Below are 12,810 nucleotides of genomic sequence, written 5' to 3'. Positions count from 1 at the left end.
TGATTTAATATTATTTTTACCCGCTAAACACCAAACATGTCGATATTCAGTTATTTGAAAGCCTCTTTTGAAAGAAAAAAAGCGCGCCGTTATTTCCAGGATTTCGGTTACCGTGTCGACCGGTTCGACCTCGAGCGTGAAGGAGTGGTGGAGTACGCCAACTGGTTGAACCCGCTGGTGCCCCCAAAGAAGCTTACACAGCAGGAAGTGGATTTCTTCAGGACTGTGATCAAGGAAGGCGGAATGGCTATTGATATTGGCGCGAATACAGGTGATCTCACCGTTGCCATGGGTATTGCTGCGGGTGCAGATGGACTGGTACTGGGCCTGGATCCCAATACACAGGTGTATGCCATCCTCGAAGCCAATGCCCGGTTGAATAAAGACAAATCGAAGATCGTACCCCTCCCTTTTGCTGCAACACCGGAAGACGGGGAATTTTATTTTGCTTCATCGGAAGCTTCATTCAGTAATGGAGGGTTGGTAGACAGTGAGGGTGATGCTACCCACGGAAAATTCAAATTAAAACAGAAAGTCAGGGGTGTTAACCTCGAAAAATACCTGCAACAGCACTACCCGGAATGGTTGCCCAAGCTGTCTTTCATTAAAGTAGATACAGAAGGGCATGACCTCTCGGTTTTAAAAACCATTGAGTCACTGATAGCTGCGTATAAACCTGCGATTGCAGCAGAAGTATTCCCCACGCTTACCAGGGAAGAACGCACCGCCATGTATGATTTCCTTTCTGGTTTCGGATACCGTGTGTACGATGTGCAACATTTCGATACGACCAAACCATTGAATAAAATATTGCTGACAAGGCCGGAAGACATGGCCGCACCCGGTACAGCATCAAATGTTCTGGCAATTATTTAGATTTGCCCGGTCAAAAAAACAATTATATGTCAGAAGATTTGGATTTGATATTAGCCGATACCGAGGATACCATGCGCAAAGGGATCAACCACCTGGAGTCGGAGCTGGGTAAGATCAGGGCTGGTAAGGCTAGTCCTGCTATGTTAGACGGCATTACCGTAGAATATTATGGCGCTCCCACCCCCATTGCGCAGGTAGCCAATGTGAGTGTATTGGATGCGAGAACCCTTAGCATTCAACCCTGGGAAAAAAACATGGTGCAGCCCATTGAAAGGGCCATCATGGCGGCCAATATAGGTGTTACACCACAGAATGATGGTGTGATCATCCGCATTTTCATGCCTCCGTTAACGGAAGAACGCCGCAAGGAGTTGTTTAAAAGAGCCAGTGCAGAAGGAGAACAGAGCAAAGTGGCTATCCGCAATGTTCGTCGCGATGCTATTGAACAGGTGAAGAAACTGCAAAAAGATGGTATGAGTGAAGATGCGGCGAAAGATGCCGAGAAAACCGTGCAGGACCTGACCGATAAATTCATTGCACTGGTTGATAAGCACCTGGCTGCTAAAGAAAAAGAAATGATGGCGGTATAGAGAGTTGACCACTGTCAACTCTTTTTATTCACCAGGTATACACCCGATAAAATAATTCCCAGGCAGAGCATCTGCCAGATGTTCACCGATTCTCCATCCCAAAGTCCCCATAACACTGCAATAAAGGGGATACCGTAAGTTACGAGTGAAGCAAATAAAGTTCCTGCTCTTTTTACCAGCATATAAAAGAGAATCGAAGCGAAAGCCGTTCCCATTGCGCCCAATATAAATGCGGCCAGGGTAGAACGTTGAACTGTCCAACTTCCCAATGGCAGTGAAAAATAATGGTTGAAATATAAAATAATAAGACAGGGAATGATGAGGAAAGTGAATGCCAGCGAGGCAATGTTCAAAGAACCTACGCCCTGCAAATGCCTGCCCACCATGTTTACGTTGATGCCGTACAGCAAGGTAGCCAGTAATACGAGTGCTGCATAAGAAAGAGATTGCAGGCTGATGGTGCCGGAAGCGCGCATGAGCAGACAAAGTCCGATGAAACCAATGATCACACCGACCACTTTGCTGGTGGTTACTTTTAATTGGAAGAAGCCTACACCAACGAGGATCGTAAAGAGAGGTGTCAATGCATTCAGGATGCCAACGAGTGAACTGTCCAGTTTGATCTCTGAAATGCAAAACAGGTAGGCCGGAAAAAAATTACCGATGAGTCCGGACAGGATGACCAACGGCATTTTATTCCTGGGAACCTGCAATAGGGCTTTGCGTGCAAAGGGCAGGAGTACCAGTCCGGCGCTGAGAATGCGGATCGAAGCCACCTGGTAGGGTGATAATGCCACCATACCGGCTTTCATCAATATAAAAGAGCTGCCCCATATAACGGAAAGAGCAATAAAAATGCCCCAGTTGATTAATTTGTCTCGCAAGGGTTTAGATTTCTTCAAAGATGCGCCGGATTTTTTATTTATCTATTCCACTCGTCAATTTATTCCGCGATTCGTCATCCTGAGCGAGCGCAGCGAGTCGAAGCACGTCATCCTGAGCGAGCGCAGCGAGTCGAAGTACGTCATCCTGAGCGAGCGAAGCGAGTCGAAGGAGCTGCTGAGGATTCAGGCAGATCCCTCGGCTGCGCTCGGGATGACGATCGAGGATCACTTGGGATAAAAACCTGGTTAAAGGCTTGGAGGTTTTTCGGAAATATGTTTATATTGTCATATTTAAATCTATACACTATGGGATTCGTAAAAGAATTTAAAGAGTTTGCCACCAAGGGCAACGTCATGGACCTGGCTGTCGGTGTGATCATCGGCGCCGCCTTCGGTAAGATCGTCGATTCGGTGGTGAACGACCTCATCATGCCGATTGTGGGCATTATTTTCAAAGCCGACTTCAGCAATCTCTATGTGGCATTATCAGACAAAATAACACCCGGACTTACCCTGGCCGAAGCCAAAAAACTGGGGCCTGTGTTTGCCTGGGGTAATTTTGTAACGGTGGTATTGAACTTTATTATCCTGGCTTTTGTAATATTCATGCTGATTAAAGGCATGAATCGCCTTAAGCGCAAGGAGGAAGCCGCACCCGCTGCGCCACCTGCCCCCACTACTTCAGAGAAACTGCTCACAGAGATCAGGGATGCATTAAGAAAATAAGTTGCCCATCAGGGAATGGGGAGTTTGGGGTTAAAACCTCACTCCCCACTCTTTTTCTTATTTTCGCAGCAAATGAATACTACCACTTACCAGATCAAGTTAGACCAGTTTGAAGGCCCGTTCGATCTTCTCTTGTTTTTTATAGAACGGGATGAGCTGGATATTTACAATATTCCCATTACACGGATCATCAATGATTTCCTGGAATTTATTCACCAGGGAGAAAAACTGAACATTGAGCTGAGCAGTGAGTTCATTCTTTTTGTGTCTACGCTCATGCGCATCAAAGCCAGGCTGTTGCTGCCACGTAAAGAGATCGATGCCCAGGGCAATGAAATAGATCCGCGCCAGGAACTGGTTGACAAAATACTCGAATACAAGCGCTTCAAAGAAGCGGCGGTACAGATGGCAGAGATGGAAGCCATTCGCATGCTCATGGTGAAGCGCGGCAACCTGCAGAAAGAATTGTCGGAGATCGGCGAAGAATCTTCGGAAGGAACCGAAATACAGAACATTACCATGTTCAAGCTGATGAAAGCTTTTGAAAAGGTAATGCAAAGGGTGCACGACAGGCAGAATAAACCGGTGCATACTGTTGTTCGCTACAATTATACCATGGAAGGGAGCCGCGATTATATGCTCGGCTTCATTGAAAAAGAAAAGACAGTAGCGTTTGAAAAGGTATTCGAAGTTTGCGAAGACCGTATCCATGCCATCTTCCTCTTCCTTTCCATCCTTGAATTATCACAGCAACGTTACATGAAGCTGATGGTAGGAGAAGGACGCAACAATTTCATTGTAGAATGGAATGATAACCGTGCAGAAGAAATAGGCGAAGAAGAAGCCCAAAATTAAATACCCGCCGATACGCTGACTTTCACCGTCTCTTTCATCATATCCCTTACAGCATCTGCAATACCTTGCGCATCATACGCACATTCGCGGTGAAGTTCTTTGGGTGTGCCATGTTCTACCAGCCTGTCAGGTATGCCCAGTATCCGCAGTGATGCTTTGTATCCGTGCTCGTTCATGAATTCCAATACCGCACTGCCGAACCCGCCTACCACAGTACCGTCTTCCACTGTTACAACCTTGCTATACTGACTGAATACTTCATGCAGCAATGCTTCGTCGATAGGTTTTACAAAGCGCATATCATAATGCGCAGGATCAATGCCCTGTGTGCGCAATTCACGAATAGCGGCAGTAGCAAAATTGCCCGGATGGCCGAAGCTGAGAATAGCTATTTCTTTACCGGTTTTCAACCTGCGTCCCTTGCCAATGGTAACGGCTTCGAAGGGTGTTCTCCATTCGGGCATCACACCTTCTCCGCGCGGATAACGGATTACAAAGGGCGATTGATTGCTTTCGAGTTGTGCCGTGTACATGAGGTTACGCAGTTCCTGCTCATTCATGGGCGCACTGACAACCAGGTTGGGAATGCAACGCATGTAAGCGATATCGTAGCAGCCATGATGAGTAGGTCCGTCTTCGCCTACCAAGCCTGCGCGGTCGAGACAAAAGATCACGGGCAATTTCTGTATGGCTACATCATGCACTACCTGGTCGTAGGCGCGTTGCATGAAAGAAGAATAAATATTGCAGAATACCCGCATGCCCTGGGTAGCCAGGCCGGCGCTGAGCGTTACGGCGTGCTGCTCACAAATGCCTACATCGAAAGCCCTGTGCGGCATTTTCTCCATCATGAATTTCAGGGAAGAGCCGCTGGGCATGGCCGGTGTAACGCCCATGATGCTGCTGTTTTGTTCGGCCAGTTCAATGATGCTTTGCCCGAATACGTCCTGGTATTTGGGAGGCTGGGGTGTTTCTATTTTTTTCTTGTAGATCTCGCCGGTCACTTTATCGAACAAACCGGGCGCGTGCCATTTGGTTTGGTCCTTTTCGGCCAATGCATAACCCTTTCCTTTCACCGTAACAATGTGCAGGAGTTTGGGACCGGGCATTTCGCGGAGGTCTTTCAATGTATCTACCAGCTTGGTAATATTGTGGCCATCGATAGGACCGAAATAACGCAGCTTGAGCGATTCAAAAAGATTACTGCTCTTGCTCACCATACCTTTCATGCCAGCTTCCAGTTTGCTGGCCATGTCCCTACTGAAATTCTTACCCACAGGCAGTTTACCCATCAGGTTCCATACTTCATCGCGCAAGCGGTTATAAGTGGGTGAAGTGGTAATATCGGTGAGGTATTCTTTCAGGGCCCCTACATTGGGGTCGATGCTCATGCAGTTGTCGTTCAGGATGATCAGCAGGTCGCTGTCGGCCACGCCGGCATGGTTCATCGCTTCAAAAGCCATACCTGCGGTCATGGAGCCATCGCCGATGACGGCCACCGATTTGCGGTGCTCGCCTTTGTATTTGGCGGCCATGGCCATACCCAGGGCGGCAGAAATAGAAGTGGAAGAATGGCCTACGCCGAATGTGTCGTAGATGCTCTCGCTGCGTTTGGGGAAGCCGCTGAGACCTTTGTATTTGCGGTTGGTGACGAAATTATCGCGCCTGCCGGTAAGGATCTTGTGTCCATAAGCCTGGTGTCCCACATCCCACACCAATTGATCGTAAGGTGTATTATACACATAATGAAGGGCTACACTGAGTTCCACCACGCCCAGGCTGGCAGCAAAATGCCCGCCATGGACACTCACGATATCGATAATATACTGGCGCAGTTCATCGCAGACCAGTTGCAATTGCTCACGGCCGAGTTTTTTGAGATCGTCGGGATGATTGATGGATTGTAGTAAATGACCGGGTCTGATCTCCATTCAGGCAGAATTTAAAATGTAAAAATACGCTTTTGCACCAAACAGATACCGATTTTGCCTTTAATCAAATTTCCTGGATACGTGGGGAAATAATCCCTCTATATTTGTTCTTAACATGAGAAGCGGAAAAGTGACATTATATTGGTGGTGCCAGGTGGGGGGGTGGTTGTTCTACGGACTGACCATGATCTTCTTCGCATTTATCTTTGAGAACCCGACCAATAAAATCTTTTACCCCAAGACCGGCGTAACCATCCTCATGGGTATTGCCTTCACGCATTTACTGCGTGCACTGATCATACGCTTCAAGTTGAAGCCACCTGTTGTTGCGCAGAAATGGTGGCTGCTCACGGTGGTGGTGCTGGGTATCATTGTGGTCTACAATTTCGCCAACAGTCTCATGGCCGAATGGCTCCATCTTTATTTACCCGAGAAAAAAGTATCGGTGGAGAAACGATTCCTTATCAACCTGCTCTTCGAATCGCCCCTGATATTGGTATGGGTTTCTATTTATTATGTATGGCATTATGTGGAATTGGGTACCAAAAGCGAAATACAAAAAGTGCGGCTGGAAAGCCTGGTAAAAGAACTGGAGTTGAAAACAATCAAGTCGCACATCAATCCGCATTTTATTTTCAATGCCCTCAACAGTATAAGGGCGCTGGTGGATGAGAATCCGGAACGGGCGCGGACGGCCATCACTGAACTGAGCAATATACTCCGCAGCAGCATGCTGGCCGAAAAACTCGAAACAGTTCCTTTTGAAAAAGAGCTGAACATCGTTAAAGACTACCTGGCGCTTGAACATATTCGTTTTGAAGACCGTTTGCAGGTGGCCTATGATATCGATGAAGATACCCTCGACCAACCCGTTCCGCCGATGATGCTGCAAACCCTGGTGGAAAATGCCATCAAGCATGGTATCGGAAAACAAAAATGCGGGGGACTTATCCGTATCATTTCCGATTTCAAAGACAACCATCACGAACTGATTGTGCAGAATACGGGCCAGATGAATGGCAATGCCAGCAACGATGGATTCGGTATCAACAGTACCCATAACCGGCTCAAACTGCTTTTTGGTGCACAGGCCACTTTCTCCATTCGCGACCTGGACGACAGCATGGTAGAAGCCAAAGTGATCATGCCCGTAAAGGAATTGTAATTCATAAATTCTATTCATAAATTAGCAATATGGCGATCAAAGCAATTATCATTGATGACGAAAGGCTTGCACGCAACGAACTCAAAAAGTTGCTGCAAGACCACTCCGATATTGAGATCATAGAAGAGGCGGCCAATGTAGACGATGGCGTGGAAAAGATCGAGAACCTGAATCCCGACCTGATTTTCCTGGACATACAGATGCCCGGCAAAACCGGGTTCGACCTGCTGGCGGAACTGGAAAAAGCGCCCAGGGTGATCTTCACCACTGCTTATGATGAATATGCCATCAAAGCATTTGAAGTGAATGCGCTGGACTACCTGCTGAAGCCCATCGAACCCAAGCGGCTGGCCGATGCCATCCAGAAACTACAGGTAGAAATATTCAAGGAAACGGCCGGTGTAAGTGGACTCAACCGCGGCCCGCTGACAGAGATCGACCAGGTGTTTGTGAAAGATGGCGAACGCTGCTGGTTTGTGAAGCTGGGCGAGATACGTTTGTTTGAAAGTGTGGGCAACTATGCCAAAGTATTCTTCGGCACCCATAAACCCCTTATCCTGAAATCACTGAACGCACTCGAAGAAAGGCTCGATGACCGTATGTTCTTCCGCGCTAATCGCAAACACATCATCAACCTTCGCTGGATTGAAAAGATAGAACCTTATTTCAATGGCGGGTTGCTGGTAGACCTCAAAGGAGGGGAAAAAATAGAAGTGAGCCGGAGGCAAACGGTGAAGTTCAAAGAAATGATGAGTCTTTGATAATGTGACAATGACTCGATACGCAATGGCTCAATTAAAACAAACAATTAGTAATGAAAGAATTTAGTTTGATGTTGTTGTCTTCACTGGCAGCAACATTTTCTTTTGCACAGACATCGGCCGATAAGGTCATCCAGGTTAAAGAAGTAGAGCGCATAGAGCGCACGTTATCAGCAGATGATATGGAAGGGCGGCGTGTTTTTACGCCGGGGATTGAAAAAGCAGCGGCTTTCATCGCTTCTGAATTCAAACAGACCGGGTTGCAAACACTCAACAACGGCGGCACTTACCTGCAATCTTTTTCCATGGTTCGCCCGAAATTTTTGGGTGTTAACTGTTCTTTCGATGGTGCAACGATCGACAGCAGGAATGTGATTGTGTTCACATGCCAGCCCGAACTGACGATCAACGAACATTCGGGTTACGAAACAGTGACCGTGGCAGCCAATGATAATATACGCAGCGTGGTGGGCAAAGTGCTCAATGGAAATAAGAATTACCTGGTGCTGGTAGATACCAGTTTTGGCCACTTGTTCGGTAACCTCACCCGTATGAAATCGGCCCTGTTCAAAACAGATAAGAATGTAGTGTTCGTACTCACTACCCAAAAACCGACTGCTTACACGATCACAGCCAAACATGAAATCACCGAAATGAAACTGGCCAATGTGGTAGGTGTGCTGACTGGCAAGAGCAAGCCTAATGAGTATGTTATTTTTTCCGGGCACTACGATCACCTGGGCATCAATACGCGGAATATGATTAATAACGACTCTATCTACAACGGCGCCAATGATGATGCGGCAGGCACTACGGCAGTGATGATGCTGGCTAAATATTTCAAAGCACTGAATAACAACGAACGCACCCTGATCTTTGCTGCTTTTACAGCAGAAGAAGCAGGAGGGTTCGGAGCTACTTATTTTTCCAAGCAATTCAACCCCGACGAGGTGAAAGCCATGTTCAATATTGAAATGATTGGAACAGAAAGCAAATGGGGAAGGAATTCCGCCTATATCACCGGGTACGAAAAAACGGATATGGGCAAGATACTGCAAGGCAACCTGGAAGGAACCGGTTTTAATTTTTATCCGGATCCATATCCCGATCAACAATTATTCTACCGCTCAGATAATGCTACCCTTGCGCGTTTGGGCGTTCCTGCGCATACGATCTCTACATCGAAGATGGACAGCGAACCAAATTATCACAAAGCCAGCGACGAAATAGGAACGCTGGACCTCGATAACATGACCATGATCATCAAAGCCATTGCATTGAGTTCAAGAGGTATTGTGAACGGAAAGGAAACGCCTTCGCGGGTAGATACTGCCGGGTTGAAATAGATCAGTTCATTATCTCATGTACGTTCAGTTTGTGCAATTCCAGGATGGTGACGCTGCCATCCTCACTCTCCCGGTACATGGGTACAAACTTGCGGTTGAAGAGTATTTCGTTGTAAGTGTAGGAAGTGCGATGCTGAACAAAGTTGGAAAACACGTCGTCGAATCCTTTCAGCATAACATACAATTCCACATCGGCATTTTTCATATCATCTTCGGTAAAACCGGAGAAGGGACTGTTCTCGTCTATGGGATGCACAACGGTCCAGCTCATGGGCATGCTTTCCACGCGCGACCTTTCCAGGTTCAATGAAAAGTACTTGTATATAAGCGAGTCGTTTTCCAACACCTGCATGCCCACATTCACCCTTACTTCCAGATCGGTAAGGGTATGTTTGTCTTTAATAGCGGCAAAGCGGAACATAATGCCAGTGCCATCTTTATACGGACCCACCAATGCATGATCGCTGAACACCAGGTAACTCCTGGGTTTGGAGAAACGTCCATAGATTAAACCGGTAGCAATGGCCAGTGATAAGAAGCCGGTCAGCGCTTCGAGTCCGGATACGAGGCTGGCCCCATCGCCAACAGGATAAATATGCCCGTAGCCAACTGTTGTGAAGGTTTGTGTACTGAAATAAAACAGTTCCTTGAATATTTTCCACTGATCGCCAGCAGGCAAACCCGACATTTGAGACGGCCCCAACAGGTAATAAACAGCAGCGAAAACAAGATTGATGACAAAATAAAACAGCACAATGATGCTGATGAATTTCCACTGGGGCAGGGTAAGCATGTCATGAAATATGCTTATTCTTTTCCAGAAAGGCATGCCTTCCTTGACCAGGTTATAACTGCCGTCTTTATTGATGAACCGGCCGCCCAGGATCTGGCTGGTATTGGTGGTGAAACCAATATCGTTGTTTGGCTTTGAAAAAGGATTGATTTTTTTATAAAGAGACATATTGCCGGGTTTGAGAAACCTAAAGATCGTAAATGGTTCTGAAAGTAAGATTGATTCTGGGTTTTGAAACCAGTTTGGTAGGAGGCAAGCGATGCAGCCAATGCGTTTGGGTAGTTCCCTTCATTACAAGCAGACTGCCTGATTCTAAAATGAGGCCAACTTTTTCGCCGGTTCTTTTGTGCTTGAAAGCAAATTTCCGTTCGGCGCCAAAGCTGAGGGAAGCAATGATAGTATTGACTCCCAGCGATTTTTCATCATCGCTGTGCCAGGCCATTCCTTCATTACCATTGTGATAGAGGTTAAGCAGACAGGAGTTGAAAACAGTTTCTGTTCGTTCTTCTATCAGCGCTTTTAATTCAAGTAGTTCTTTGGTCCAGATGAGCGCCTGCCTGGTTATATTCGAGTAGGTGTAGGCATAGTTGCTGTCACCATACCAGGCTACCTTGCGCTTGGTAATGATGTGTTTACCAAGAATGATGGCTTCATCGTTTTTCCACCGGATGTCTTCCAACAGGCGATCAAAATAATGATCGCTTGCTTTTCTTGACAACAACTTCCCAAAATAATTGACGATGCCGTCTTTAGGGAGCAGGTTGGTGGTTTCGTCTATGCTATTACTGAATAAATCCATTTTTCCAAGTTTGATAAGCATCCCGCATACAATGTCCACACGGACGAAAGCCTAATTGAATAGCTTCTTCAGCGTTGGCAAAGAATACACGGTTGTTTTTACTCATGCGTTTCCCGGAGTTGCATAGTAAGCTACCATAAATTTTCAGCCTGCTGTTTCCACCCATCAAAATTTCGCGGTGTCTGATCTTTTTTCTTAGTTCATTATTACTGATATTAATATGCCTGATCATTTCATTGCTGTTTTAGCGGCTTCCCAGCCAATGATCGCTGTTTTGCGGGTAGGTCCCCACATATAACCGCCAAAAATGCCGGTCGATTGAATAACACGATGGCAGGGGATGAGGTATGCCACGGGATTGCTTCCGATGGCTGTTCCAACGGCCCTCGCTGCATGGGGCTGCGCTATTTGTTGGGCAATAGTACCATAAGTCGCCAAGCGCCCCAACGGTATCTTGAGCAATGTTTCCCAGACTTTTAATTGAAAATCGGTGCCTTTGAGGTGCAGCTTTACCTGGCCGAGGTTTTTCCAGTCCTGCGTAAAAATGTACAACGCATTTTGCTGGATCATATCTACTACCTGCCTGAACTGTGCATGAGGGAACTGTTTGCGAAGCGCTTCAAATGATTGTTCCGCATCATCGGCAAAAGCCATATAACAAATGCCTTTGGGGGTAGAAGCCACGAGGATATTGCCAAAGGGACTTTCTGCAAAACTATAATTGATGGCGAGGCTTTTTCCGCCATCGCGGTATTCGGCAGGCGTCATGCCTTCTATATGAATAAAAAGATCATGCAGGCGGCTGGTGCCGGAAAGCCCTGTCTCATAAGCTGTTTCGAACAGGGTAGCTTGTTCCTCCTTGAGCATTTTTTTGGCATGGGCGATGCTGATGTATTGCAGGAATTTTTTCGGACTGGTACCTGCCCATTCCGTAAAAAGCCGCTGAAAATGAAAGGGACTCAGATGTACTTTTTCTGCAATTTCATCGAGGTCGGGCTGCGAACGGAAATTTTCCCTGATATAATCAATGGCCGCTGCCACACGCCCGTAGTTGATATTTTCCTGGTCGTTCATGGGTGTTAATTATAGAACAAAACTAAAACGCATAGGGTAGCCATAAAACCCGAAACTTGCGAAGTTGAAGTTGTTTAAATTTGTATGGCAATCGAAAACATCCTGAGAGCGCAACTTATGCAAACAATCGAAGATTTTTACAGAGACAAGTTCAATATCCTTCCGGCCAACCTGCACGAAGGCATGGGACATTTCAACGTTTTTCAAATGGAGAAATGCAAGACCAAAGTCGTGTACAGCCGCAGGGATTTTTACAAGATCAGCCTTATTCGCGGGCACAACCTGTACCATTATGCCGATAAGAGTATTGAAATATCCGGCACTACGCTGATCTTTTTTAACCCGCTGGTTCCTTATGCCCTTGAGTCTTTGTCGGATGACAAGACCGGTTTTTTCTGCATTTTCTCCAAATCCTTTTTTGCCGACAGGATACGGAATGAATTCGGCGACCTGCCGATGTTCAAACCTGGCGGCAATCCGTCCTATATACTCAACAAGGAGCAGGATAGGGAAGTGAGCCAGATATTCAACAAGATGCTGAATGAAATGCAATCGGATTATGCGTTCAAATTCGATCTGCAGAAGAGTTATGTTACCGAGTTGATCCATTATGCACTTAAAATGGAGCCTTCTGAAAGCCTCTGCCGGCACACAGATGCCAAGGCCCGCATCACTGCGGTATTTACTGAACTGCTGGAAAGACAGTTCCCCATCGAAAACACATCGCAGCGATTTGATATGCGCTCTGCAGTTAACTTTGCCGAGCAGTTGGCAGTACATGTGAATCACCTGAACAAAGCCGTGAAGGCAACCACAGGTAAAACTACCACAGGCGTGATTGCAGAAAGGCTCGTGAGTGAAGCCAAGTCTTTGTTGAAGCATACTGATTGGAATATTGCCGAGATTGGTTACTGCCTGGGTTTTGAAGAACCATCGCACTTCAATAATTTTTTCAAGAAGCAAACACAGGTAACACCGTCGTTTTTCAGGACCCTGAATTAGGATTGAAT

15 protein-coding genes are annotated in these 12,810 nt (G+C 46.6%); 9 read left to right on the top strand and 6 right to left on the bottom strand.

The genetic code is table 11. The features are described from left to right. Positions 1–36 precede the first annotated feature (36 nt). Both BLU98_RS03845 and frr read left to right on the top strand, forming a co-directional pair. Positions 37–876 (top strand): FkbM family methyltransferase, encoded by an 840-nt coding sequence (locus BLU98_RS03845; protein WP_092722191.1) that lies wholly within the window; start codon positions 37–39, stop codon positions 874–876. Positions 877–902: 26 nt separating this feature from the next. Next, positions 903–1,466 carry a ribosome recycling factor gene (frr, locus tag BLU98_RS03840; protein ID WP_092722189.1) on the top strand — a complete coding sequence of 188 codons (564 nt, stop codon included), beginning with the start codon at positions 903–905 and terminating at the stop codon, positions 1,464–1,466. A gap of 14 nt (positions 1,467–1,480) precedes the next feature. On the opposite strand, the gene BLU98_RS03835 is transcribed toward frr, so the two are convergent. Further along, positions 1,481–2,350, bottom strand: a complete 870-nt coding sequence (locus BLU98_RS03835; protein WP_092722188.1) for a DMT family transporter — start codon at positions 2,348–2,350, stop codon at positions 1,481–1,483. Here BLU98_RS03835 and BLU98_RS03830 point away from each other — a divergent pair. From BLU98_RS03830 to BLU98_RS03820, 3 genes are all read left to right on the top strand, one after another. Next, the gene (locus tag BLU98_RS03830) at positions 2,331–2,588 is read left to right on the top strand and encodes a hypothetical protein (protein ID WP_139173826.1); all 258 of its coding nucleotides are present in this window, start codon (positions 2,331–2,333) and stop codon (positions 2,586–2,588) included. The two genes, BLU98_RS03835 and BLU98_RS03830, sit on opposite strands and share 20 nt — an antisense overlap. Positions 2,589–2,656: 68 nt before the next feature. Beyond that, positions 2,657–3,076 (top strand): large conductance mechanosensitive channel protein MscL, encoded by a 420-nt coding sequence (mscL, locus tag BLU98_RS03825; RefSeq protein WP_092722184.1) that lies wholly within the window; start codon positions 2,657–2,659, stop codon positions 3,074–3,076. Between the two features lie 72 nt (positions 3,077–3,148). Continuing rightward, the gene (locus BLU98_RS03820; protein ID WP_037327423.1) at positions 3,149–3,931 is read left to right on the top strand and encodes a segregation and condensation protein A; all 783 of its coding nucleotides are present in this window, start codon (positions 3,149–3,151) and stop codon (positions 3,929–3,931) included. Here the strand turns inward: BLU98_RS03820 and dxs are convergent. Next, positions 3,928–5,862: a 1-deoxy-D-xylulose-5-phosphate synthase gene (dxs, locus tag BLU98_RS03815; protein ID WP_092722181.1), complete on the bottom strand. Its 1,935-nt coding sequence runs from the start codon at positions 5,860–5,862 to the stop codon at positions 3,928–3,930. The two genes, BLU98_RS03820 and dxs, sit on opposite strands and share 4 nt — an antisense overlap. Before the next feature lie 115 nt (positions 5,863–5,977). On the opposite strand from dxs, the gene BLU98_RS03810 reads away from it, so the two are divergent. From BLU98_RS03810 to BLU98_RS03800, 3 genes are read left to right on the top strand one after another with little or no spacing between them, the layout of a single operon-like run. Beyond that, the gene (locus BLU98_RS03810) at positions 5,978–7,027 is read left to right on the top strand and encodes a sensor histidine kinase (RefSeq protein WP_092722178.1); all 1,050 of its coding nucleotides are present in this window, start codon (positions 5,978–5,980) and stop codon (positions 7,025–7,027) included. 29 nt (positions 7,028–7,056) lie between these two features. Further along, on the top strand, positions 7,057–7,788 hold the full coding sequence (locus BLU98_RS03805) for a LytR/AlgR family response regulator transcription factor (protein WP_257574687.1): 732 nt from the start codon (positions 7,057–7,059) through the stop codon (positions 7,786–7,788). Positions 7,789–7,841: 53 nt separating this feature from the next. Further along, positions 7,842–9,134 carry a M28 family metallopeptidase gene (locus tag BLU98_RS03800; protein ID WP_092722176.1) on the top strand — a complete coding sequence of 431 codons (1,293 nt, stop codon included), beginning with the start codon at positions 7,842–7,844 and terminating at the stop codon, positions 9,132–9,134. A gap of 1 nt (position 9,135) precedes the next feature. Here the strand turns inward: BLU98_RS03800 and BLU98_RS03795 are convergent, their stop codons facing one another. The 4 genes from BLU98_RS03795 to BLU98_RS03780 are packed head-to-tail and all read right to left on the bottom strand — an operon-like array spanning position 9,136 to position 11,800. Continuing rightward, positions 9,136–10,095, bottom strand: coding sequence for an ion channel (locus tag BLU98_RS03795; protein ID WP_092722174.1), 960 nt, complete (start codon positions 10,093–10,095; stop codon positions 9,136–9,138). A gap of 19 nt (positions 10,096–10,114) precedes the next feature. Continuing rightward, positions 10,115–10,726, bottom strand: coding sequence for an alpha-ketoglutarate-dependent dioxygenase AlkB family protein (locus BLU98_RS03790; protein ID WP_092722172.1), 612 nt, complete (start codon positions 10,724–10,726; stop codon positions 10,115–10,117). Further along, positions 10,710–10,958: an Ada metal-binding domain-containing protein gene (locus BLU98_RS03785; RefSeq protein WP_092722170.1), complete on the bottom strand. Its 249-nt coding sequence runs from the start codon at positions 10,956–10,958 to the stop codon at positions 10,710–10,712. The genes BLU98_RS03790 and BLU98_RS03785 overlap by 17 nt, the downstream gene beginning before the upstream one ends. Next, positions 10,955–11,800, bottom strand: a complete 846-nt coding sequence (locus tag BLU98_RS03780; protein ID WP_092722168.1) for a methylated-DNA--[protein]-cysteine S-methyltransferase — start codon at positions 11,798–11,800, stop codon at positions 10,955–10,957. The genes BLU98_RS03785 and BLU98_RS03780 overlap by 4 nt, the downstream gene beginning before the upstream one ends. A gap of 84 nt (positions 11,801–11,884) precedes the next feature. On the opposite strand from BLU98_RS03780, the gene BLU98_RS03775 reads away from it, so the two are divergent. Then, on the top strand, positions 11,885–12,802 hold the full coding sequence (locus BLU98_RS03775; protein ID WP_257574686.1) for a helix-turn-helix domain-containing protein: 918 nt from the start codon (positions 11,885–11,887) through the stop codon (positions 12,800–12,802). The last annotated feature ends 8 nt before the right edge of the window (positions 12,803–12,810 follow it).

This window comes from Hydrobacter penzbergensis, assembly GCF_900106985.1.
GTDB classification, from domain to species: domain Bacteria; phylum Bacteroidota; class Bacteroidia; order Chitinophagales; family Chitinophagaceae; genus Sediminibacterium; species Sediminibacterium magnilacihabitans.
The sequence above is the reverse complement of the archived record's forward strand: the minus strand, read 5'-3'. Positions and strand labels throughout refer to the sequence as shown.